This is a genomic window from Pseudoalteromonas luteoviolacea S2607, assembly GCF_001625575.1.
Classification (GTDB): Bacteria; Pseudomonadota; Gammaproteobacteria; order Enterobacterales; family Alteromonadaceae; genus Pseudoalteromonas; species Pseudoalteromonas luteoviolacea_E.
In genome coordinates, this window is sequence record NZ_AUXV01000034.1 from 178,302 (window position 1) to 200,791 (window position 22,490).

General features: G+C 42.7%; 21 protein-coding genes. 5 read left to right on the top strand and 16 right to left on the bottom strand.

Annotated elements, in window-relative coordinates:
• Positions 1 to 2 precede the first annotated feature (2 nt).
• Positions 3 to 1,115: a succinylglutamate desuccinylase/aspartoacylase family protein gene (locus N480_RS15825; RefSeq protein WP_063373436.1), complete on the top strand. Its 1,113-nt coding sequence runs from the start codon at positions 3 to 5 to the stop codon at positions 1,113 to 1,115.
• 230 nt (positions 1,116 to 1,345) lie between these two features.
• Here the strand turns inward: N480_RS15825 and trpS are convergent, their stop codons facing one another.
• The 3 genes from trpS to rpe are packed head-to-tail and all read right to left on the bottom strand — an operon-like array spanning position 1,346 to position 3,727.
• Positions 1,346 to 2,350 (bottom strand): tryptophan--tRNA ligase, encoded by a 1,005-nt coding sequence (gene trpS / locus N480_RS15830; protein WP_063373437.1) that lies wholly within the window; start codon positions 2,348 to 2,350, stop codon positions 1,346 to 1,348.
• Positions 2,343 to 3,038 (bottom strand): phosphoglycolate phosphatase, encoded by a 696-nt coding sequence (locus N480_RS15835; RefSeq protein ID WP_063373438.1) that lies wholly within the window; start codon positions 3,036 to 3,038, stop codon positions 2,343 to 2,345. Before N480_RS15835 ends, trpS begins: the two co-directional genes overlap by 8 nt.
• A complete protein-coding gene (gene rpe / locus N480_RS15840) occupies positions 3,035 to 3,727 on the bottom strand; it encodes a ribulose-phosphate 3-epimerase (RefSeq protein WP_063373439.1) in 693 nt (230 codons plus the stop codon). Before rpe ends, N480_RS15835 begins: the two co-directional genes overlap by 4 nt.
• 172 nt (positions 3,728 to 3,899) lie before the next feature.
• Here rpe and N480_RS15845 point away from each other — a divergent pair, with 172 nt between their 5' ends.
• The gene (locus tag N480_RS15845; protein WP_063373440.1) at positions 3,900 to 4,196 is read left to right on the top strand and encodes a hypothetical protein; all 297 of its coding nucleotides are present in this window, start codon (positions 3,900 to 3,902) and stop codon (positions 4,194 to 4,196) included.
• Between the two features lie 27 nt (positions 4,197 to 4,223).
• On the top strand, positions 4,224 to 4,412 hold the full coding sequence (locus N480_RS15850; RefSeq protein WP_063373441.1) for a DUF2970 domain-containing protein: 189 nt from the start codon (positions 4,224 to 4,226) through the stop codon (positions 4,410 to 4,412).
• Here N480_RS15850 and N480_RS15855 read toward each other — a convergent pair.
• The 9 genes from N480_RS15855 to N480_RS15895 all read right to left on the bottom strand — a co-directional run bounded on the left by N480_RS15855 (position 4,402) and on the right by N480_RS15895 (position 13,348).
• The gene (locus tag N480_RS15855; RefSeq protein ID WP_063373442.1) at positions 4,402 to 5,256 is read right to left on the bottom strand and encodes a Dam family site-specific DNA-(adenine-N6)-methyltransferase; all 855 of its coding nucleotides are present in this window, start codon (positions 5,254 to 5,256) and stop codon (positions 4,402 to 4,404) included. The two genes, N480_RS15850 and N480_RS15855, sit on opposite strands and share 11 nt — an antisense overlap.
• 46 nt (positions 5,257 to 5,302) lie before the next feature.
• Complete coding sequence (locus N480_RS15860; RefSeq protein ID WP_063373443.1) at positions 5,303 to 6,724, bottom strand: SPOR domain-containing protein; 1,422 nt, start codon at positions 6,722 to 6,724, stop codon at positions 5,303 to 5,305.
• Entirely contained in the window at positions 6,724 to 7,794 is a 1,071-nt protein-coding gene (aroB, locus tag N480_RS15865) for a 3-dehydroquinate synthase (RefSeq protein ID WP_063373444.1), read from the bottom strand. Before aroB ends, N480_RS15860 begins: the two co-directional genes overlap by 1 nt.
• A 27-nt stretch (positions 7,795 to 7,821) precedes the next feature.
• Positions 7,822 to 8,340, bottom strand: coding sequence for a shikimate kinase AroK (gene aroK, locus N480_RS15870; protein ID WP_063373445.1), 519 nt, complete (start codon positions 8,338 to 8,340; stop codon positions 7,822 to 7,824).
• A 151-nt stretch (positions 8,341 to 8,491) separates the two neighbouring features.
• Complete coding sequence (gene pilQ, locus N480_RS15875; protein ID WP_063373446.1) at positions 8,492 to 10,525, bottom strand: type IV pilus secretin PilQ family protein; 2,034 nt, start codon at positions 10,523 to 10,525, stop codon at positions 8,492 to 8,494.
• A gap of 18 nt (positions 10,526 to 10,543) precedes the next feature.
• Positions 10,544 to 11,080 carry a pilus assembly protein PilP gene (locus N480_RS15880; protein ID WP_063373447.1) on the bottom strand — a complete coding sequence of 179 codons (537 nt, stop codon included), beginning with the start codon at positions 11,078 to 11,080 and terminating at the stop codon, positions 10,544 to 10,546.
• Positions 11,077 to 11,682, bottom strand: coding sequence for a type 4a pilus biogenesis protein PilO (locus N480_RS15885; RefSeq protein ID WP_063373448.1), 606 nt, complete (start codon positions 11,680 to 11,682; stop codon positions 11,077 to 11,079). The genes N480_RS15880 and N480_RS15885 overlap by 4 nt, the downstream gene beginning before the upstream one ends.
• Complete coding sequence (locus N480_RS15890; RefSeq protein WP_063373449.1) at positions 11,679 to 12,281, bottom strand: PilN domain-containing protein; 603 nt, start codon at positions 12,279 to 12,281, stop codon at positions 11,679 to 11,681. The genes N480_RS15885 and N480_RS15890 overlap by 4 nt, the downstream gene beginning before the upstream one ends.
• Positions 12,269 to 13,348: a pilus assembly protein PilM gene (locus N480_RS15895; RefSeq protein ID WP_063373450.1), complete on the bottom strand. Its 1,080-nt coding sequence runs from the start codon at positions 13,346 to 13,348 to the stop codon at positions 12,269 to 12,271. Before N480_RS15895 ends, N480_RS15890 begins: the two co-directional genes overlap by 13 nt.
• Positions 13,349 to 13,574: 226 nt before the next feature.
• Here N480_RS15895 and N480_RS15900 point away from each other — a divergent pair, with 226 nt between their 5' ends.
• Positions 13,575 to 16,022 carry a penicillin-binding protein 1A gene (locus tag N480_RS15900; protein WP_063373451.1) on the top strand — a complete coding sequence of 816 codons (2,448 nt, stop codon included), beginning with the start codon at positions 13,575 to 13,577 and terminating at the stop codon, positions 16,020 to 16,022.
• Between the two features lie 91 nt (positions 16,023 to 16,113).
• Here N480_RS15900 and metL read toward each other — a convergent pair whose 3' ends face one another.
• Positions 16,114 to 18,462, bottom strand: coding sequence for a bifunctional aspartate kinase/homoserine dehydrogenase II (metL, locus tag N480_RS15905; protein WP_063373452.1), 2,349 nt, complete (start codon positions 18,460 to 18,462; stop codon positions 16,114 to 16,116).
• A 5-nt stretch (positions 18,463 to 18,467) separates the two neighbouring features.
• Positions 18,468 to 19,691, bottom strand: a complete 1,224-nt coding sequence (gene metB / locus N480_RS15910; protein ID WP_063373453.1) for a cystathionine gamma-synthase — start codon at positions 19,689 to 19,691, stop codon at positions 18,468 to 18,470.
• Between the two features lie 330 nt (positions 19,692 to 20,021).
• Here metB and metJ point away from each other — a divergent pair, with 330 nt between their 5' ends.
• On the top strand, positions 20,022 to 20,342 hold the full coding sequence (gene metJ / locus N480_RS15915; RefSeq protein WP_063373454.1) for a met regulon transcriptional regulator MetJ: 321 nt from the start codon (positions 20,022 to 20,024) through the stop codon (positions 20,340 to 20,342).
• Positions 20,343 to 20,404: 62 nt separating this feature from the next.
• On the opposite strand, the gene N480_RS15920 is transcribed toward metJ, so the two are convergent.
• A complete protein-coding gene (locus tag N480_RS15920) occupies positions 20,405 to 21,646 on the bottom strand; it encodes a malic enzyme-like NAD(P)-binding protein (protein WP_063356884.1) in 1,242 nt (413 codons plus the stop codon).
• 600 nt (positions 21,647 to 22,246) lie between these two features.
• Positions 22,247 to 22,462, bottom strand: a complete 216-nt coding sequence (gene rpmE / locus N480_RS15925; RefSeq protein WP_023398433.1) for a 50S ribosomal protein L31 — start codon at positions 22,460 to 22,462, stop codon at positions 22,247 to 22,249.
• Between the last annotated feature and the right edge of the window lie 28 nt (positions 22,463 to 22,490).

Here is a 22,490-nt window from a genome sequence, read left to right on the forward strand (position 1 = left end):
TTATGAATAAGATCACTCAACAAACCATTCAAGTTGGTGAGCTTGCCAATGGCCAAGCATTGACGATCCCTGTGTTTACTGTAGGTGACACACAAGCCGGTCCAAATGTATATATTCAGGCAAATATGCATGGGGCTGAAGTGCAAGGTAACGCTGTGATTTACGCTTTACTTGAAAAATTAAAATCAGCACAGCTCGCGGGATCCATTACTTTAGTACCTTATGCCAACCCGATTGGTTGCAATCAAAAATCAGGTGAGTTTACGCTTGGCCGTTTTGACCCCATTACAGGTGAAAACTGGAACAGGCTCTATCATGATCACAGTCACCTAATTGCAGAGTTTGTGACACGCTTTAAAGATGAGCCTGAATCAACCATTCGCGCGGAATTTAAAAAATTGTTGGTTGAGCAAACTGAAAATATGCTCTGCGGGCCACAGCACCAGCTGAAGACCGGCAAGCGTATTGCCTTACACTTACAACATTTGGCACACCAAGCAGACTTTGTCCTAGATTTACACACTGGCCCAGTTTCTGCTAAACATCTCTACTGTCCTGAATATGCCAAAAACAGCGCAAAACATTTTGATATCCCGCACACCTTGCTGATCCCCAATGAATTTGATGGCGCCATGGATGAAGCCTGCTTCTGTCCTTGGTGGCAACTCAGCGAGTCTTTTGCAGCTCAGGGGCGGGCACTCTCTACTTTAGTTGAGGCCTTTACCGTAGAGCTAGGGTCACAAGAACACATTGACCTCAAAGAAGCAGAGCATGATGCCAATAGCATTCTCAGCTATCTCACGCATAAAGAGGTGGTGCTGGAATCTGGTTATCAACCACGCTCTATTACTCGCTATGCCTGTTATTTAAAAGATTACGTTGCCGTTTACGCACCTATGGGTGGCATGGTTGATTACCAAGCTGCATTAGGTACCCATGTAAAATCTGGAGACTCACTGGCAACAGTGTTGCGAATGGATAAATATTGCGATGGAGAAGCACTGCAACAAGTTACCTTTGCGCAAGAGGGTATTGCAATATTGCATTTTGCTTCAGCCAGTGTGAACCAAGGTACTGAATTATATAAGTTGTTCACCAACTACTTCGAATTATAAGACCAACCCTAATAGGTTTGGTACAACACATTGCGTGAGAGTAGGTAGGTCTGAGACTTACTTGCTAAGGTGTGGTGACTCTGTCACCACCCTTTTTTCTTTTCCTGAATCATACGTTAATACCTTTCAAAATTCACAGTTTCAACTCATACCAGATATCATGCTGCAAAAATAAAAAAGCCAAAGCATGCAATTGCTTTGGCTTATAGGATCAGAAAAATACGTGACTACTATGGACGAGGGATGAAACCTACCGCGTCATAGACGGCCTTTAACGTTTTCTCTGCGCGTTCACTCGCCTTTTCGGCGCCATTGCGCATGATATTTTCAAGCAACGTCTTATCGGCTCTGATCTCATGGAAACGAGACTGAATAGGCTCAAGCATTTCAACAACCGCTGCCGCCGTATCTTTTTTCAAATGCCCATACATTTTGTCTTCGTATTCAGGCACAAGTGCCTCAACCGAACGACCCGTTGCCACAGACAGTAAAGTAAGCAAGTTAGATACACCTGGCTTTTCTTGGCGATCAAAATAAATTCGAGCTTGCTCGTCAGAGTCAGTGACTGCTTTTTTAAGTTTCTTCTCGATTTTTTTCGGCTCATCCAACAACAATACAAACCCATTCGGATTTTCATCTGACTTCGACATTTTTTTCGTTGGATCTTGAAGACTCATTACGCGCGCGCCCAACTCAGGAATATATGGCTCAGGTACTTTAAATACATCGCCGTAAATATTATTAAATCGGGTTGCAATATCACGCGTCAGTTCTAAATGCTGCTTTTGATCTTCCCCAACTGGGACCTGATCCGCTTGATATAGTAATATATCTGCTGCTTGCAACACCGGGTAAGAGAACAAGCCAACATTTACATTGTTTGCATGCTTTGACGATTTATCTTTAAACTGAGTCATGCGATTCAGTTCACCCATTTGAGCGTAACAGTTAAGTACCCAACCTAATTGCGCATGCTCTGGCACATGTGATTGTACAAATAAGGCTGATTTTTCTGGGTCAATACCACACGCTGTGTACATGGCAATACCATCTAACACGCGCTCACGTAAAGCGGCTGGATCTTGGCGCACGGTAATGGCATGAAGATCAACAAGCATAAAGAAACAGTCGTGATCTTCTTGTAGCTTAAGCCACTGGTTTATGGCACCTACGTAATTGCCTATTGTCATACCACCGGTTGGCTGAATGCCACTTAATACTACTGGTTTAGTCATCTTGTTCCTTTATTTGTTTCAAGTCTGAATTATTTAAGATGGGGATTATATCTAAGAACCTATCGCAGAGGTACTCTGGATTCAACTGCTTTAAATCAAGGCCCTGATTGTATCCATAAGTTAACGCTATCACCGGCATACCCGCATTTTGTGCTGCCAAAATATCGCTTTTGGAATCGCCAATCATTATCGCTTCTTGCACGGTTACACCTAACTCTTTACAAGCAGCATGTAGAGGCTCAGGATCAGGCTTTTTGTTTCCATCATCACCACATACAATAACATCAAAATATGTGTCAATGTTAAGTTTTTGCAACAACTGCAAAGTAAATGCTCTATTTTTATTGGTGACGATCGCTTTTGGTATAGCGGATAACTCTCTCAATACGCTCTCAACATCTTGATAAAGCTGAGCATATTCACCAATGAGCGTATGGTAGTGGTGCTTGAACTGCTCTGTAGCTTGCCGTATTAGCACTTCCGATAAGTCTGGATTCACTTCAAAGTTGCAGCTGAGGCCCCGCATCACTAACTTATCAATGCCATTACCGACCCAGTCTCTGACCTGAGTTTCCGATACAACAGGAAAAGCCACATCAGATAGCGCTAAGTTTAATGACCAGTGCATATCTTGCACACTGTCAACTAAGGTCCCATCTAAATCAAATATGATGCCCTTCAAACTCATTGGCGTACCTTTGCCAATTCTTGACGCATAGCATCAATAACCGTCTTATAGTCAGGTTGATTAAATATTGCAGAACCCGCCACAAACATATCAGCGCCAGCAGCCGCAATTTCGGCAATATTCTCTACCTTCACACCACCATCAACTTCTAAACGGATTTTTCGGCCAGACGCATCTATACGCTCTCTGACTTGTTTCAATTTATCCAACGTGCTTGGAATAAAGCTTTGGCCACCAAACCCTGGATTTACAGACATCAATAAAATTTGATCAACTTTGTCCATTACATAATCAAGATAATGCAGCGGAGTAGCAGGGTTAAGTACCAAGCCGGCTTCACAACCATGCTCTTTAATTAATGCCAGACTGCGATCAACATGTTCGCTCGCTTCTGGATGAAATGTGATGATATCGGCACCCGCTTTAGCAAAGCTCGGGATAAGCGAATCAACTGGTTTTATCATGAGGTGTACATCGATGGGGGCAGTAATGCCATAGCCTCTTAATGCTTCACAGATCATTGGACCAAAAGTAAGATTCGGCACGTAATGGTTATCCATAACATCAAAGTGCACAACATCAGCTCCGGCATTAAGAACTCGCTCCACATCGCTGCCCAAGCGCGCAAAGTCTGCCGATAAAATAGATGGCGCAATTAAAAAATCTGGCTGTGAACTGGCTAAAGACATGGGACCCCCTTAAAGTAAAATGTCGACGCTACTTTAACCCAAATTGTGCTTAATTACACGGCTAACACCTGTGCAATTTGCGAGTAAATGACAGTAATCGTAGATAAAGCGATTGTTTAATAAACATCCATAGTGTACTATTTATAGATAGCTCATCGCTGAGGGGATAGTTATGGCAACATGGCTTAAAACACGGACGGTATTGTTTGCAGCAGCTGCTGTAGTTTCAGTAGGTGTATTCTCAATTGGAAACGAAGAGATTGTGGTTACAAAGTACGAGCAATGTCAGTGCACCAATTCTAACTATAATAATTACAATGTTCCGTACTGCAAACGTGAAGCACACACAAGCTGGTTTGCTTGGTTAACCGGTGGTAGTAGTAATGCCCAATTCCACTACCTCGACTTGTTAGAACTGTTGATCGGTTCTGATGAAAAGCAAGACACTTCGTCGATTTCACAATTCTAATGCTAAATGTAGCTTGGACGCAAAATAATGACTTTTATTAATCTCATTCAAAGCGTCCTTGCTGCTATGTTTGGCGTGCAAAGCGACAAAAAATACCAATTTGATTTTCAGCAGGGTCGCTTCTGGCCATATGCAGTGGCCGGCACAATATTTGTTGTACTTTTTGTGGTATTTCTCATCACACTCGTAAATGGCATAATTGCGCTCAGTGCTTAGCCCCTGAACGCTTGTCGGTATTATAGAGCGCCATCAACTCATTTACTTTGTTTCGACCATTCCCCTTTGGGCTAATCGTTCTTTTTACTTGGATCACATCTAAATTAGCTTGGCTGTAAATTTTTCTGGTCCAAACCGTGTCATGATTTGAAATCAACACAGGCTTATTGCTTTTAAAAGCCGCGGTTTCAGCAAGGTTTGCAAGTTCAGCCTGATCGTCCAAGTTAAAACCGCCTTTCGCATAACTTGTAAAAGATGCCGTTTTACTCAAAGGCACATAAGGGGGATCACAGTATATCACTGAGTTATTTGGAAGCTTGTCAAATACCTGCTCATAGCTTAAGCAAGTAAAAGTAGCATTTTGTGCTTTTTCAGCAAAGTAATAGAGTTCATTTTCTGGGAAATAGGGGCGCTTATATTTACCAAACGGCACGTTAAAAATGCCTTTTAAATTATACCTGCAAAGGCCATTATAACCGTGACGATTCATGTATAGGAACAAGATTGCGCGCTCATAAACGTCTACACATTCATTGAATTGCTTGCGATATTCATAGTAAGCATCTGCACAGTTATTTTGTTCGACAAACAACTTTTTTGCGTCACTAATAAACTCTTCTGGTGCCCGCTGCAATTCTTTGTATAAGTTGATCAAATCAGCATTGATATCATTCAAGATATAGCGTTTAAAGTTGCTATTCAGAAATACAGAGCCAGCACCCACAAATGGCTCCACTAACGTGTCAGCCTCAGGGTTAGCACTACGTAATCGCCTAGTGATCTCTTCTACTAAGCTATATTTTCCGCCTGCCCATTTTAAAAAGGCTCTGGTCTTTTTCTGCATGATCGATCTAATTACTCAAAAGTAGCGCGATTTTACACTATTTTTCTTATTGTGACTGTTGGATTTGCTGCTTTATTTGAGAGATACGTTTAAAAAATGGCTTTGCAGCTAACAAATCTCCAGATAGGTTTGCACGCGCCGTTTTCGCATCCTCTAATTGACTAAATGGTGCCAAAGTAACAAACCACCAAGTTTTACCATTGCGTATTACTTCAGCTACTTTCAAGTTCTCCTCGCTATGTCTCGCAAGAAAATCATCCACCACTTTTCTGTCTGTAACTGCTAATAATTGAATACTCCACTCACTGTCAGGTCGAGTAGCAAACCAAGCATTATCATTGCCCAAATAAGTTTGTGCTGGCGTCGCGACAAGCGGCTGCGTATTTATGGCCGTATCTATCTGCGGCTGTGCCGGGAAGTTACGGTTAGGGTCAGGTGTTACCGGCTTCGTACTTAATGACTCAATCGGTACAGTCTCGTCAGCCACAGCGACATCAACAGAAGAGGCTATATCCAGTTTTTTAGGCTCTTCTACAGTACTGGGCGTCGTCAAAATCGCCCCGAGTACCGCTGAGACTTGGGAGGGCTCAACCTGTTTCTCATTGATAATGGATGCCGAAACGTCATTACTGAGACTTTCGTCAGAGATATTACTCAATACCTGTTCGGCTTCTAATACCGTAGGCTCAGACACGACATGACTGCTTTGCAGCTCTGCAGTTTGACGCTGTTCAAATAAGTTCATTAACTGTTTGTTATAAAGCGCGGCCACCAAACACAATGCCAAGACAATCGAAAACGCCGCAATGAAATAGTGTTTTTGCTTACTCTTCGCTACCGGTGGCTGCCTAAGATCTAAGCTTTGACTTTGTTTTGTCCACCCAAGTAAAACACTGGGGTTACCATGCGCTTCTGTCACAAATGTGCTAAATATCGGATCATCTTCTGGTGGCAGCTCTTTAAAAAACATTTTCATAAGTTGTTTCGACTCTGAAAATGTCAATGGCTCTAAATGTATATCAAGCGCTCCTGGCAACATACCTGGACCTTGCGCTGTGACCAAGATATATAAAGTACTGGGAGCCCTTGTTGCCAAGCTCTGTAGTTCAGCAATTAATTCATCACTAAGATGACGAGCACCATCGAGCACCCATAAGCACGGCTCCGCGGGTTGTTCACTCTGTAATACAAAAAAATTTTCAGATAATGAGAGTTTTTGATCAACGATAGGCGAACGGAATGTATGCTCCATTAATTGCCTAATTACGTCTATGTCTTTGCTTTGAGCTGAGAGTTGAATAAACGCTTTTGAAAAGTCTTCGTACTTATCAGTTATAAAGCTTTCAGCTAAATAACTTTTGCCTAAACCCGAGTTACCAACCAAGCATATCAAGCTTTGGCCGTACTCGAATTGCATCGCAACTCGGTCTACCAAAGCAGCTCGGCTTGGTAATATTTGAGACTGCATTACTGCCCTATTAAATTACCTACACTTTCATCTGAAACGTCATCCACCAAAGCGCATACTCCAACAGCGGTAGGTACGATAAAGCGTATTTTGCCGCGTTTATTCTTTTTATCTTTACGCATATGATGGATAAACTGTTCAGATGTCATGTCGCTTGGTGGAGCAATAGGCAGATTATACTGAGATAGAAGTAAACGCACACGTTCAACTTCCTGTTCAGTGATATCGCCGCGCTGCTGACCAAGCTCCATCGCTAATACAATCCCAGCAGCAACTGCTTCACCATGTAACCAATTGCCATAACCCATTTGTGCTTCGATAGCGTGGCCAAACGTATGACCTAAGTTGAGCAAAGCCCTCAGTCCAGCTTCTTTCTCATCTTTCGCGACAATTTCTGCTTTAATCTCACAACAACGGTAAATGACTTGATTTAAGGCCTGTGTTTCCAGTGCTGTCAGTTGCTTAGATGTATTTTCTAATAAAGCTAAGAACTCAGCGTCATATATAAGCCCATACTTAATCACCTCAGCCATACCAGCTGCAAATTCACGAGCAGGCAATGAACGCAAAGTGTTAGTATCAATAAAAACCGCTTTTGGTTGGTAGAATGCCCCAATCATATTCTTACCAAGAGGATGGTTGACCGCTGTCTTACCGCCCACTGAAGAATCAACCTGAGAAAGTAATGTTGTTGGGATTTGGATAAAAGGCACACCACGTTGATACGCGGAAGCCACAAATCCTGTTAAATCACCAATAACCCCTCCACCTAAGGCGATGAGGCAAGTATCACGACCACAATTGTGCTCCAATAGAAAACCACAGATTTTTTCAAACCATTCAAGGGTTTTAAATTGCTCACCATCAGGAATAATAAAGTGAAGTGGAGAAAGATCATTTAACTGTTCTTGTAACGCAGTTAAATAAAGAGGCGCAATTGTTTCATTGCTAATTATTACAGGACGACTACTACCTATATGCTCTCGAAGTCGCCCATGATCGGACAATAGATCCTGACCAATATAGATGGGATAGCTACGCTCGTTCAAATCCACATTTAATTCAAGCATCACCACTCCCTCCTTTTTTATTGGTTATTAGAAATCTAGTTTGTCGATAATTTGATTCGCAACCACTTTAGCGCTTTGCTCATCAGTGCGTACAACGATATCTGCAACTTCGCTATACAGATGATTACGCTTCTCTGCCAAATCTTCTAAAATTTTTCTTGAGTCTTCACCTGTTTGCAACAGAGGTCGGCGCTTATCTCGCTGTGTTCGAGCCACTTGTTTTTCAATTGGCGTTTCTAAATACACGACTATCCCACGAGCTGACAGTTTATTGCGCACTTCTTTGCTGATTACAGAACCACCGCCTGTTGCCAGAACAATGCCCTGCTTTTCAGTTAGATCTGAAATCACAGTTTCTTCACGCTTACGGAATCCTTCTTCGCCTTCAATATCGAATACCCAAGCAATATCAGCACCAGTGCGGCGCTCAATCTCTTGATCCGAGTCGAAAAACTCAAGGTGTAATTGATCGGCAATGTGACGACCAATTGTGCTTTTACCAGCCCCCATAGGGCCTACTAGAAATATATTACGTTTCTCAGCCATATCTTTTTAGTACAAACGAACTCTAAAATTTGAAATAAAACCCCGCCTAACGACCTGGCCCCAAAATTAAGGAGGGGATTATCTCAGTATTTCATTCAAAATTTCAAGTCAAAAGGCGCAAATTCCACCTTTATTTGTTAATTTCTCGCCATTACAAATTATCATTCATAATTCTGGGTGTGACAAAAATCAATAACTCTCTCTTTTCATTGATTTCTTTCGTGTTTCTAAAAAACATGCCTAAATAAGGCACGTCACCCAACAATGGAACTTTACTTACTGCATTAGTTGTTTCTTGCTGATAAATACCACCAAGTACAACCGTTTGCCCATTATCGACTAATACTTGTGTCTGTATTTGTTGAGTGTTTATTGCCACCGCAGGGCCACTTGCGGTTTGTACTGTATCACCTCGTGTATCTTGGGTGATAATTAAATCCAAAATTATTTTGTTATCCGGCGTAATTTGAGGTGTCACCTCTAGACTCAAAACCGCTTTTTTAAATTCAACCGACGCCGCGCCGCTCGAAGTTGCTTCAACAAATGGTATCTCTGTGCCTTGCTCTATACGCGCAGTTTTTTGGTTTGCAGTCGTAATACTAGGCGTCGCGATAATTTCGCCTTTATTTTCTTGCTCTAGCGCAGTCAACTCAAGATCAATTAATGTCCCGTCAGAGAGCTTTGCGATATGCATACCAATACTGGCTGCTGTACCTTGCACTGGCAAGTTGACATTTAACCTGTCAGACAGCTGCGGAATCGTGCCATTCGATAACAGCTCAGTCGCGGTTAAATTACCAGAAATCGCATCAGTCCCTTGCTGATCACTAAAACCCCAACGGATCCCTAGATCTTCTTGTACATTATCTGTCACTGTTACCATACGAGACTCGATACGCACTTGTTTAACTGGTACGTCAAGTTTTTCTACCATACGTCGCACATTTTCAATACTGCGCGCGGTATCCTTAATCAATAACGTATTGGTACGGACATCGACAGACACACTACCACGTAAGCTAATGATAGAATTAACATCCGTTTTCAACAAATCTGAAAACTCTTGAGCTTTTGCGTAGTTGAGCTGGATATACTCAGTATAGAGTGGCTCTAACTCTTCCACTTGCTTTCTCGCTTGCAGCTCTTTTGCTTCACGCGCGCTAAGCTCTTCTGAAGGCGCTACCATTAGAATAGAGCCTTCCATTCTTTTATCCAGTCCTTTGACTCTTAAAACAACATCTAATGCCTGATCCCACGGCACACCGTCTAGACGCAGGGTGATATTACCCGACACAGAATCACTCGTAACCAAGTTAAAGTTATTGGTATCTGCGATTATCTGCAATACCGAGCGCACTGGAATGTCTTGGAAGTTTAGCGTAATTGGCTGCCCCTGATATGACTTATCACCACCAAAGCTGAATTCGTTTGTGTCTTTTTCAACCGTCAGGGTAAAAATGTTTTCTAACTGCTGATAGTTAAACTTAAATGCTGCGTTCGGTTCGATAACAATACGGGTTTTATTATCTTCTCTAAATGTTTCAATTTTACTAACAATAGTCCCAAAATCTGTGACATCCAACTCATATAAATGATCATCAGCAATGCTGATATGATGAAAGTCAGCAATAATTTTGTCGCCAACTTGCTGAACATCAATGGCGCTTTGAGACGTGTTCAAAAAAGCAAGGATTTGTGCTGCGCCCTTATCTGTTCTTTTAAAGTCGATACTTTGAATACCGTTGATATATTGATTGGTTGCATTTGGAGCGGCGGGATCAGGAATCGGTTGGTCAGAAACCTGAAGATAAACTAAGTTATTTTTGACCGTTGTTTTGTATAACTTTAGTGCCTCCAGAGAAATGCTTATCTTAAAGCCCCCCTCTTCCATATAACTATTTATTGATTTAATGCCCGCTTTATTAATAGCCAATTGTTTCAGGCTCTCTTCAAATTCGGCGTCAGAAAAAAATAATTCCAATCTGGCAGGATCGCTGAGCACTTGTACTTTAGGTTCAATATCAAGCTGCTCATCAAATACCAATTGCAGTTCAGTCTCCCCTGAAGGAACTGGATTGTATCGAATATCGTACAGCATAGGGATTGCGTGTGAGAGCATTGAAGCTCCTAGCAGTGCTCCACCGATAAGCGTTTTCGCAAAGCTATTCGCTAGATTGCGCGTCATAGTCATTTCACCTTTTTATTATTCGCTCGCGCCAATTTCATCAGCTTCTGGCATTTCTATCGTAGTTAGACGCTCTTTCCAACAGCCTGAGCCATCAGGAATAAGCTCCATCAACTCAACTCTATCGGAAAAGACACCGACAACTTCTCCGTGATAAAGCCCCATATATTGTCCTTCTTTAATCCTGTAAAGGCCTTGATCCGCAGCTTTAATCAAAGCCCATGTCGACGCATTTGTGGCAATAATTCCCTTCATCACTAGGTTATCCAATGGGAACTTTTCCAGTGGATCTCTGGTTCTTTCTGGATCAGGGTGCAAACAGTTTTTTATTTGTACCAACCGACTTTCTATGACCTCAGGCTCGGGCGCAACAAATGGGCTACGCAATTCGGAAGCCTGATATGCAAAGTGTTCAAAATTCATCATTTCAGGAATAGGTTCAATGTAAGGCGTCGCACTGGCCTGAACTTTGTCGATGTATTCTTTTTGTTCAGCGGTGTCGTCATTACACCCTGCCAATAATACTAACATGAATACAGGCGTCAGCCATTTCATTGGCTTTCCCCTTGTTCATATCGGTAGGTTTTTGCAACCACGCCAAAAACCAATGAGTTGTTACCTGCATTTTCGATCCTAAAGTCATGCAAACTCACTATTCGTGGAAGCTGCGCCACTTTACTCACAAATTCGCCAAACTCATGATAACTGCCTACAACTTCAAGGTTTATAGGTAACTCAGTGTAGAACTCTTTTTTGACTTCGGGAAGCCAGCCAATTTTAAGAAATGTCAGCCCGCTCGATGTACCAACATACGTTAAATCATCAAGTAACCCCGGAGTTTCATTCGATGTCGGTAACTTGCGTAGCAACTGAGAAAATTGCTCTTCCATATCGGCCATTTGTTGCCGATACAACTCTAAGTTATTCGAGCGCCCATACTTAATACGATAGCTTTTGCGTAATTCTTGCTCTTTTCGTACCGCCCCTTCGTACCTATCAATGGAAGCAGAGACCAGCATAGTGTAGCCTACGATCAGCATGATGAGCACAACCATAGCGCAGCATAAAGCTTTAACTGGTAACGGCCACTCACCGATGTTATCTAACTCAATCTCGTTCCAATCTATCTCTTGTAAAGCTTTTACATCCAATTTCATGTAGCAGGTACTCCAGACTGCGTGCCATCTCCTTCTTGACGTTCTTGTTCCATCTGTTCGAATGATTTAACGTAAAAATGCATCATAAAATCACTCAACAACCTATCGTCATTGCTCCCTGCAACTATACCTTGGATCACAGGCCGCTCAAGTAAATAGGATGATTCAACCGCTCTCAACATCTGTGACAAACGGTTATTAGACTCACTTCGACCTATCACCTTAATCATGTCGCCTGTACGCTCTAAGCTAGTTAGATACACACCAGCTGGCACAACGCGGGCCACTTCATCAATAATTTGCGTGCCCAAATTGCGATTGCTTTGCAATACTTCGATTAGACGAATACGTCTTTGTAGATTTTCTTTTTGTTTATTCAAGCCTTCGATCTCGCCAATACGCTTGTCTAACTTTACAATCTCGCCTTGCAAATATCGATTTTTTATCTCCTGCCCTTGTCGCAACCCATCATAAAATGTTCCCATTAGGTACATAAGTGCCAAACTGCTCGCAACAATTACTGCCAAGATGGTTAGGAACTTTTGCTGAGATGCTTGACGCTGCTGCTCACGCCAAGGCAGTAGATTTATATGTGGCATGTTGAAAAGCTCCTCAAAGCCAATCCGGTTGCTATTGAAAATTGAGAGCGATGTCTATTCAGTACACTCCTATCCACTTTCGGTGCTACTTCCATATTTGCGAATGGGTCTCCAATGATACTGTGCACGCCCAATTCATCGACTAGCAATCGATCAAGCCCTTCAACCAACGCAGTGCCCCCTGTCAAAATGATATAATCAACCTGATCATGGCCACTGGTAGTCATAAACATCTGCAATGCTCTCCTTATTTGCTGCAACAGAGAGGTCTGAAACGGCGCCAAAACTTCAAACGTGTAGTTTGGCGGTAAGTCACCCGTTGTTTTAGCAAGTTCGGCTTCATCAAAAGTTTTATTGTAGTACGCTACGATACTATTCGTGTACTGTTCACCACCAAATACTTGATCTCGCGTATAAAGAGTCTTACCAGACTGCACCACACTGATCAGGGTAACGACTGCACCAATATCAATAATAGCAACAACTTTATCGTATGCATCGGATGGCAATTGTTCATATAGCACGTCTACTGAGCGTGCCAGTGCATAGCTTTCAACATCAACAACTTTGGCTTTAAGTCCCGATTCCTCTAACGCTCCTACTCTTGCTTGAACACTTTCAGTACGCGCAGCTGACAATAGTACATTCACTTTTGATGGATCGGCTTCGTTGACAGACAGTTTCTCGAAATCTAGGCTGACTTCGTCTAATGGGTAAGGTATTAAGCTATCAGCTTCAATTGCTATCTGAGACTCCAATTCAGCATCTGTTAAAGATACATCCATAAAAATCATTTTTGTGATAACTGTTTGCCCTGATACGGCGACGGACGCATACTGCGTTCCTTTTGGTAAGCGCTTTTTAAGCTTTGAAATTACGCGCCCAATTGCTTCAATATCTTGAACAGCACGCTCTTTCATAGCCCCTTTCGGCAAGGGTTCGATTGCAACAGCTTCAACTCGGAAACCCGCGCTGGATTCCGCTAGCAGCACAGCTTTTATACAGTGTGAACCGATGTCGATGCCAACCATGAGCGGCGCGTGCTTTTTAAATATTTGATCAAACATGCAATTAACCCAAATATCTTATTTAGTAGTTATCTCGGCGTCATTCGTCAAGAGTTAACATTTGATACGCCTTAAGTATTATGCATTATACTTACCAAACAACTTCGGTGCATCTTTTAACACCTGTCCGGGCAGAAGAATTTACGTAAAAGTTATTAATCGCTTTTTAATCAGGATATACTATCAGTGTCCAATAGCAATTGGGAGTCTCAGTAGGGATAAATTCGTGAATTTATTAAAAAGATTATTACAGACTGTTTTCGTTTTTGGCCTTTTTGGCGTATTGATTCTAATCGGCTTGTACTTCTACGTAAAATCCGACATCCCTAGCGTCAAGGTATTAAAAGACGTGCAGTTACAAACCCCAATGCAGGTGTTTACACGTGACGGAAAACTCATTAATCAGTTTGGCGAAAAGCGCAGGATCCCAGTACAAATTGCGGATGTACCTGAGCCGCTGTTAAATGCCTTCCTAGCGACTGAAGACAACCGATTCTATGAACACTTTGGTATCGACCCCATCGGTATTGTGCGCTCCTTTATTGTGCTCGTAAGCACAGGGCAAAAAAAGCAAGGGGCCAGTACTATCACGATGCAGCTGGCGAGAAATTTCTTTTTAACAAGAGAAAAAGCTTATATCCGAAAGGTAAAAGAAATATTCATCGCTTTACATATTGAAAGATTATTGAGTAAAGACGAAATATTTGAGCTCTATCTAAATAAAATAGAGCTCGGCCATCGTTCATTTGGCATTGGCGCTGCGGCACAGGTCTATTATGGCAAAGAGTTGCACCAGTTGACATTGCCACAGATGGCCATGATAGCGGGATTGCCAAAAGCGCCCTCAGCACTAAACCCAATCCGTAACCCAACCAGAGCTAAAGCGAGAAGAAATGTAGTATTGGGTCGAATGTTGGCCGAAAAATACATTTCTAGAGCTGAGTATGATGAAGCGGTCAAAGCGCCTATCACGGCCAAACGTCATGGTGCAGAAATAGAACTTTACGCACCGTATATTTCCGAAATGGTCCGTGCATATATGGTCGATAAGTACGGTACAGATACAGCCTATAATTCGGGTTTCAGAGTCTACACTACGGTCGATTCTGCTACACAATCAGCTGCTCAGCAGGCGCTCATCGATAACTTACATGCCTACGACAGACGGCATGGTTTTCGTGGTCCGACCGCAACTTATTGGCAAGAAGATGAAGCACCTTGGAGCACAGAACAAATCACAGCGCGCTTAAAAAAGGTTAAAGCAATAGCACCATTGCAAGCAGGCGTTGTCACTGCGATTGAAGAGCAGTCTGCTTTAATCGTATTGCCTTCTGGTCAATCGATTACATTAGACTGGCCAGCAATGAGCTGGGCAAGAGCTTATATCAACGAAAAGCGCCAAGGTCGCGCTCCCAAAACAGCTGCTGATATCCTAAAGCCAGGGATGCAAGTGTGGGTTAGAAATATCGACGACGAGTGGCGATTAAGCCAATTACCTCAACCCGCCAGTGCACTGGTTTCTCTAGACCCTCAAAGTGGCCAAATAAAGGCTCTGGTCGGTGGATATAGTTTTAAACAGAGCCAATATAACCGTGCCGTTCAGGCAAAACGGCAAGTGGGCTCTAACATCAAACCATTTATTTACTCAGCGGCATTAGAGTCAAATTACACACTCGCAACCATTATCAATGATGCGCCAATTAATCATTGGGATAAGAGTTTAGGTGTTGCGTGGCGCCCAAAGAACAGCCCTGATGTTTATAGCGGCCCGATTCGTATTCGCAGAGCACTCGCGCAATCTAAAAACGTTGTTTCAGTGCGATTAATGCGCGGTGTTGGGTTAAATAATACCGCTGATCATATCCTTAAATTTGGTTTCAATGATGAAGATTTAGTTCGCAGTGAATCTCTCGCGTTGGGGAGTGCGGCTTTAACCCCCTTAGAAATGGCCAGAGGCATGAGTGCATTTGCCAATGGTGGGCATTTAATCGAACCTTACTTTATCGACCGAATGACTGACTCATTTGGTAAAGAACTAGGGACTGCCAGCCCATTAAGAGTATGTGATGAAATTGAACTAGAAACCGACCCTTATGTGTGTGCACCGAGAATCATTTCAGAGCGAAATGCCTTTTTAGTTGCTGATGCATTGAAAAGTGCTATTTGGGGCGGCGGAAGTTGGCGTCATAAAACAGGTTGGACAGGTACCGGTTGGCGAGCTCAGGCGCTAAAACGTAAGGATTTAGCCGGTAAAACAGGCACCACAAACAATGCCGTAGATACATGGTTCACTGGCTTCAACCGCAATTTACTCACCACGGTTTGGGTCGGCTTTGATGATGCGAGTAAACCGCTAGGACGTGCAACATACAATAGTAACTTAGGTAAGCAACAAATCGTTGGTGGTGAGGCCGGAGCAACTGCAGCGCAGCCTGCTTGGGTTCAATATACGCGTCATGCGCTAAAAGACGAACCACTTGCTCCTATCGACCCTCCGCCAGGCCTTGTCTCAGTGCGTATTGACTTAAAAACGGGCTTGCTAAGTGAGAAAAACGACTTTACAAGTCGCTTTGAATATTTTGAAAGGGGCACTGCGCCAACTAAATACGTGTTAGATTCTGGCGGCAGCACGCCCTTTGAGGACGCCTTACCTGCAACCGAAGAGCTGTTTTAAGCCGTAAGAAAAGGGCCACGCAATACGTGGCCCTTTTTATTAGGCAAATTTAAAGTTTAAAATACTGTTTAACGTTTGCGTTATCTCATCGTTATTTTAAGTTTTGTGTTAACCAATAGAGGTCCGAGTGAATGCCTGCGGCCGTCACTTCTTTACCCGCGCCTGGCCCTTGAATAACCAGCGGGTTTGCCTCATACCAGTGACTCGTAATCACAAAAATATTGTCTCCAGGCGTTAAATTGGCAATGGCACTGCCATTATCAACATAGGCGATACCAACTTTTGCTGAGACCTTACCGTGCTCATCAATATCTAACGCACCAGTGTAACGCAGCGCTTTTCCTTCACGCTCAGCTTGCTCTGCACGAGTTGCATAAAACGAATCCAAGTCTTGTTTGTTGGCTAAAAACTCGCTCCAATCTCCCTCGGCTAAGCGTGTCGGCATTAGTGGCTCTAGGGCTATATCATCAACATCAAGTTCGAGCCCTAAGTCCCTGGCCAATATCAGTAGCTTGCGCTGCATATCACGACCAGATAAATCTTCTCTTGGATCTGGCTCTGTATAGCCCATTTGCTGCGCCGCTAACACGAGATCTGAAAATGGCTTAGAACCGTCAAAACTGCTACATAACCAAGATAAAGTACCAGAAAAAACGCCCTCGATACGTGTTATCTTATCGCCGCTATTTTGTAGGTCCGCCAATGCAAAATTAATTGGCAAACCAGCACCAACACTGGTGTTATAACGCCACAATAGATTCCGCTCATGTAGTTGTTCAAGCAACTGTGAGTACCATTTACGCGGTGCTGTACCGGCATACTTGTTGGCACTGATGAGATGACAATCTTGCTCCACAAAACGCGGATATAATTCACTAAACGCGTCGCTGGCCGTAATATCAATGACCACCTTATGCTCATAATCCAACTCGCTAATACGCTCCAACAAGTCAGACTGTGTGTAACTTTGAGCTTCACTGCGCCATTGCTGCTGCCAATTGCCAATACTGATACCACTTGGGCAAAACAACATGTCTTTTGAACGTAAAAGTGCAACCACTTTCAAATCAAAAGATGCCTGCAACTTCGCAATTTGTGTCTGGCACTGATCCACGAATACTTCACCCACATTCCCCAAGCCAGCAATGATAACGGCTAGTTCACGCCCTTTATTGACTAATTTATCGTGTAGAATCGCCAACACATCACTGTCGATAGACTGATCGGTTAGAAACAGCGCGTAGTTACTATCACCATGAGTAAACCGCACCACAACATCTTGTTGCTCCAACACAACCTCAGCTTGTTGTGTAAGTTGCGCCACTTCACACTCAGGTGCAACCAGTGCCATCCCTCTCAAGTGCGTCTCGATAATATTTCCACGACCTTGCAAATGCGTTGCAACTGCGTGTGTATCATTACTCGGCACCAGCAGGTAATCATCACCTCCTTTGCTAAAGTGATGAATACTGTGTTGAATAAGTTGACTCAAAGCACGTACTTCACCATGCACAAGTTCTTCAACTCGAATTAAATCCAATTCATCAAACGTTGTGATAAAGCGCTTCTCTTTGCTGTAGCCTTGTTTAACGATTTCTGTCCCTAATATTTCTGGCTCGTAGCTGCTGCGCACTTGCAGCTTAATATTCGTATCTTTTAATGGCGATAAAGTCTTAGCATGCAGCACAGGGTTGCCCAGCCTAGCCAATAAGTTTGCTTGTACTCGGCATACTTTAGGGTATTTCAGGGCCGTCGCCACTTTACGGGGATCCGTACTAAACACCCCTTGCGTATCGGTCCACACAGAGACAGACTCTGCATCAATGTAATTGGCTAACAAAGTTGCACTGTAATCACTGCCATTGCGTCCTAGCGTAATCGTATTACCGTCACAGTCGGCAGCAATAAAGCCTGTCACTACATTAATCTTGGTAGTATCTATTTGTGATACACATGCCTGCTTGTTTTGCGCATGCAAAAGCTGGCCTTGATGCTGCGTAAATAAAATACGTGCATCGACATCGGTAGCAGCTACGTTCAAGGTATTTAAAAGGTGCGCTAACAATCTGGCAGACCACACTTCTCCATGAGCAAGCAAAGTCGCTTCATGCAGCGTGCGAGCATTCGCGGATTGAGCAATTGCCACCAGCTCATCCTGTAGCTTATCTTGCAATGCCTGAGCATTTTGTTCTGAAAATAACTCACTAAGTAATTGACGTTGATGATTTTCAACTTGCAAAAGAATATCATTAAACGCTTTGTCGTCTTGCTGTGCGAAACTCTGCCAAAGTTTAACTAGCGTATTGGTTGTTTTGCCAGCAGCGGAGACCACGACACAATCTCCTGCTTGGCACTGACCAAGCACAATATTTGCTACTGCTTTATACCTTGTGGCCGAGCTTAAACTTGAGCCGCCAAACTTATGTACTACTTTTGTCATATTTTTTACCACAATACCGTATGTGCAGGAGACAGCTTAAAATCTTTTGCGCTGTCAGGGGCACTGTGAGTGCCAGGCTTGATGCGCTGAAAAGCTTGTTCTATATCTGCGAGTAAGTCCTCTACTTCTTCAATTCCCACAGAAATTCGAATTAAAGTATCACCTACACCCGCTTCCAATCTCGCTTCTGGGTCCATGCCCGCATGAGTCATTGTCGCTGGGTGACAAATTAAGCTCTCTACGCCGCCCAATGATTCAGCGAGTGAAAATTGCTTTAACGAGGTTAGGAATGCTGCGGAGTCTTCCAACCCGCCTTTGATATCAAAACTCACCATACCGCCAAAACCATGTTGCTGTTTTTTAGCTAGCTCATGCTGCGGGTGTGAAGCTAAGCCTGGGTAGTAAACTTGTTTCACAAAAGGCGAGGCTTCCAAATATTTTGCGATTTCTAATGCATTTTGCTCATGTTGCTTTAGGCGCACTTTAAGCGTTCTCAATCCACGCAGTGTTAAGTAACTGTCAAATGGTGAACCCGTGATACCGATATTGTTCGCCCACCACGCCAGTTCTTCACCTAACTCTTTGGTACGTGCAATCACAGCACCACCGACAACATCAGAATGTCCATTTATAAATTTGGTTGTCGAATGCACAACAATATCAACACCAAATGCAATTGGGTTTTGTAATGCAGGAGATAAGAAAGTGTTGTCTGCAGCAACCAGTGCACCGCAGTTGTGCGCTGCTTTTACAACAGCTTCAATGTCCGTCAATCTCAGGATTGGATTACTTGGCGTTTCTATCCAAACGACTTTCGGCGCGATCTCTGCGATTTGCTCTAGGCTTTCCGGCTTAGTCAAATCCAACACCACGACGTTTAACAGCCCACGTTTTTCTAGTGACGTAAATAGACGATAGCTGCCACCATAACAATCATGAGGGATCACCAAGGTATCATCATGGTTAAGTAACTGAGTAACTAGGTGCACAGCCGCCATACCAGTCGCCGTGATCATGCCTTTCTCGCCGCCTTCTAGCTGAGTCAGTGTATCAGCGAGTATGTCTCTATTTGGGTTGCCACTGCGCCCGTAATCGTAATCACGCTTCTTATCAAAGTCTGCAAACGAGTAGGTTGTAGAGAGATAAAGAGGCGGCACAACTGCGCCATGGTGCTTGTCGGCATCAATGCCATTTCTAACTGCGATAGTTGACTTGTTGCTTTGGCTCATAGGTCACCTAGATACTTGGATGTTTAGACGTCTAAAAGGTTAGATGAACAAATCAAAGAAGTCAAAACATTTATACTTCTACATGGCTAAATAACTAGTATTTGACTATCTTATTCAAACCGATAAAATTTCGCCACAAAGCGATCTCGTATGTAAATAAGACTGAGTCTTTGACCAAATATGGCAAAAGACGTGTTGTTCTGCCACTTATGCATAAAGTACCATTTTCTTAAATTGGACCACTTTAGTTATACCGTCAGCAGTAAACCTCACGAGCAAAAACACAGTCTTATTTGCATCCCAAGTAAACACTGAGGCAAGTACAGAATTATGGCTAAATGGAACGGTGAATATGTTCACCCTTATGCAGAACATGGTAAAAAATCTGAGCAAGTGAAAAAAATCACAGTCTCAATTCCTCTGAATGTACTCAAAGTACTAACAGATGAAAGGACTCGTCGCCAAGTAAATAACTTGCGCCATGCGACAAACAGTGAACTATTATGTGAAGCATTCTTACATGCCTTTACAGGACAGCCTTTACCTAATGATGAAGACTTAAGAAAAGATAATCCGGAAAAAATTCCTGCTGAAGTACGCAATATTATGGAAAAGATGGGATTGGAAATTCCGGAAATCAACGAAGAATAATCGAACTCTTCGTCATAAAACGAAAAAAGCCTCACATTGTGAGGCTTTTTTGTCGCATGCGATTAAGCCATATAATTTTCTGGCATATCGATTTGTGCGACACCTGAATCAATCGCTGCCTGCGCTACCGCTTTTGCGATACGCGGTAGTAAGCGCGGATCCATCGGCTTAGGAATAATATACTCCGAGCCAAACTCTAAGCTATCAACTTCAGCTGCAACCAGCACTTCTTGTGGTACAGGCTCTTTGGCAATACTGCGAATAGCTTCCACAGCAGCAATCTTCATTTCGTCATTGATGGCTGTTGCACGCACATCTAATGCGCCACGGAAGATGAATGGGAAACACAGTACATTATTGACTTGGTTTGGATAGTCAGAACGACCCGTTGCCATAATCAAATCATCACGCGCGCCATGAGCCACTTCAGGGCTAATTTCTGGATCTGGATTTGAACAAGCAAAAACAACAGGTTTATTAGCCATTAGTTTAAGATCTTCTGGGGATAATAAATCTGGGCCTGAAACACCTACAAACACATCTGCTTCGGCAATCACATCTTGTAGCGTACGCTTGTCAGTATTGTTGGCAAATAGCGTTTTATATTCATTCAGGTCATCGCGACGTGTATGGATAACGCCTTTACGGTCAAGCATGTAAATATGTTCACGCTGCGCGCCGCACTTGATCAGTAGCTCCATACAAGCAATAGCTGCTGCACCTGCACCTAAACATACGATAATAGCTTCTTTGATGTCTTTGCCTTGAATTTCTAACGCATTCAACATACCTGCCGCGGTTACAATCGCAGTACCATGTTGATCATCGTGAAAGACCGGCACATCACAACGTTCGATGAGCGCTTTTTCAATTTCAAAACACTCAGGTGCTTTGATATCTTCTAGATTGATACCGCCAAACGTATCTGCAATGTTTGCAACTGTATTGATGAAATCTTCTGTAGTGCGGTGCTTTACTTCGATGTCAATTGAGTCTAAACCTGCAAAACGCTTAAACAAAAGCGCCTTACCTTCCATAACGGGTTTAGATGCCAATGGGCCTAAGTTACCTAAGCCTAAAATAGCTGTACCATTACTGATCACAGCAACCATATTGCCTTTACCTGTATAACGGTATGCATTAGCAGGATCGGCTGCAATTTCACGTACAGGTTCTGCAACACCAGGACTATAGGCAAGCGCTAAATCTTTTACAGACTCTGCTGGCTTAGTAAGCTCAACACTGATTTTACCTGGGACGGGGTGAGCGTGGTAATGTAATGCTTTTTCACGTAAATCTGACATGACGCGATTTTTTCCTACGAGAAGTTAAAAGTGAGAGTGAGATAAAAATTCGCTAACTGTCTTCACAATACCCTTTTTGAAAATTAATTCAAGCACTATCAGGTCCATCCTGTTTATGGGGATTTTTTAGAATTTAGCGACTTTTACATGACTTTTCATCCAATTTTTCTGCTGTAATACGACTCACAACTCGCTTCTAAAAAGCAATTATGAGTAATTATTATGCAAAAGTTAACTCAATTACAACTCATTGAAAATTAAACTGCATATCAATGCTCTTTACCTAAACTTAACTACATTTAGTGACATTTAAATGAATTTAACTCACAAAAAAGTGAATCACTTAAGCATAAATATTCAAAACAAGAAAAAATTTAAACACTGAACAACACTTGTTTAGCAGAAAAAGACCAATGACCAAGTGTCTAATCACACAAATGTTATAAAACAAATATGGCAACTTTTTAATACAATACCAAATTGCGCGACTTTTTAATCGAGGGAGCGGGAAGGACTAGATATTTTTGATAAAAAAGGATTTACATACTTTAGAACTAAAAAAGCACCCGTAGGTGCTTTTCTATCATACCAAGCTGTTGATTAACGCTTAGCTGAAAGCGCACCGAAACGCTTGTTGAAGCGATCAACACGACCACCTGTGTCAAGGATCTTCTGCTTACCAGTGTAGAACGGGTGACAAGAAGAACATACATCTAGGTGAATGTCTTTACAAAGTGTTGAACGAGTCTCGAATTTGTTACCACAAGAGCACGTAGCTGAGATCGTCTCGTACTTAGGGTGAATACCTTCTTTCATAGGAAACCTCTAATTAAGGCCGTATCGC

Excerpts from the sequence above, each read along its gene's own strand:
- N480_RS15825 (WP_063373436.1), top strand. The coding sequence starts at position 3 with ATGAATAAGATCACTCAACAAACCATTCAAGTTGGTGAGCTTGCCAAT.
- trpS (WP_063373437.1), bottom strand. The coding sequence starts at position 2,350 with ATGACTAAACCAGTAGTATTAAGTGGCATTCAGCCAACCGGTGGTATG.
- N480_RS15835 (WP_063373438.1), bottom strand. The coding sequence starts at position 3,038 with ATGAGTTTGAAGGGCATCATATTTGATTTAGATGGGACCTTAGTTGAC.
- rpe (WP_063373439.1), bottom strand. The coding sequence starts at position 3,727 with ATGTCTTTAGCCAGTTCACAGCCAGATTTTTTAATTGCGCCATCTATT.
- N480_RS15845 (WP_063373440.1), top strand. The coding sequence starts at position 3,900 with ATGGCAACATGGCTTAAAACACGGACGGTATTGTTTGCAGCAGCTGCT.
- N480_RS15850 (WP_063373441.1), top strand. The coding sequence starts at position 4,224 with ATGACTTTTATTAATCTCATTCAAAGCGTCCTTGCTGCTATGTTTGGC.
- N480_RS15855 (WP_063373442.1), bottom strand. The coding sequence starts at position 5,256 with ATGCAGAAAAAGACCAGAGCCTTTTTAAAATGGGCAGGCGGAAAATAT.
- N480_RS15860 (WP_063373443.1), bottom strand. The coding sequence starts at position 6,724 with ATGCAGTCTCAAATATTACCAAGCCGAGCTGCTTTGGTAGACCGAGTT.
- aroB (WP_063373444.1), bottom strand. The coding sequence starts at position 7,794 with ATGCTTGAATTAAATGTGGATTTGAACGAGCGTAGCTATCCCATCTAT.
- aroK (WP_063373445.1), bottom strand. The coding sequence starts at position 8,340 with ATGGCTGAGAAACGTAATATATTTCTAGTAGGCCCTATGGGGGCTGGT.
- pilQ (WP_063373446.1), bottom strand. The coding sequence starts at position 10,525 with ATGACGCGCAATCTAGCGAATAGCTTTGCGAAAACGCTTATCGGTGGA.
- N480_RS15880 (WP_063373447.1), bottom strand. The coding sequence starts at position 11,080 with ATGAAATGGCTGACGCCTGTATTCATGTTAGTATTATTGGCAGGGTGT.
- N480_RS15885 (WP_063373448.1), bottom strand. The coding sequence starts at position 11,682 with ATGAAATTGGATGTAAAAGCTTTACAAGAGATAGATTGGAACGAGATT.
- N480_RS15890 (WP_063373449.1), bottom strand. The coding sequence starts at position 12,281 with ATGCCACATATAAATCTACTGCCTTGGCGTGAGCAGCAGCGTCAAGCA.
- N480_RS15895 (WP_063373450.1), bottom strand. The coding sequence starts at position 13,348 with ATGTTTGATCAAATATTTAAAAAGCACGCGCCGCTCATGGTTGGCATC.
- metL (WP_063373452.1), bottom strand. The coding sequence starts at position 18,462 with ATGACAAAAGTAGTACATAAGTTTGGCGGCTCAAGTTTAAGCTCGGCC.
- metB (WP_063373453.1), bottom strand. The coding sequence starts at position 19,691 with ATGAGCCAAAGCAACAAGTCAACTATCGCAGTTAGAAATGGCATTGAT.
- metJ (WP_063373454.1), top strand. The coding sequence starts at position 20,022 with ATGGCTAAATGGAACGGTGAATATGTTCACCCTTATGCAGAACATGGT.
- N480_RS15920 (WP_063356884.1), bottom strand. The coding sequence starts at position 21,646 with ATGTCAGATTTACGTGAAAAAGCATTACATTACCACGCTCACCCCGTC.
- rpmE (WP_023398433.1), bottom strand. The coding sequence starts at position 22,462 with ATGAAAGAAGGTATTCACCCTAAGTACGAGACGATCTCAGCTACGTGC.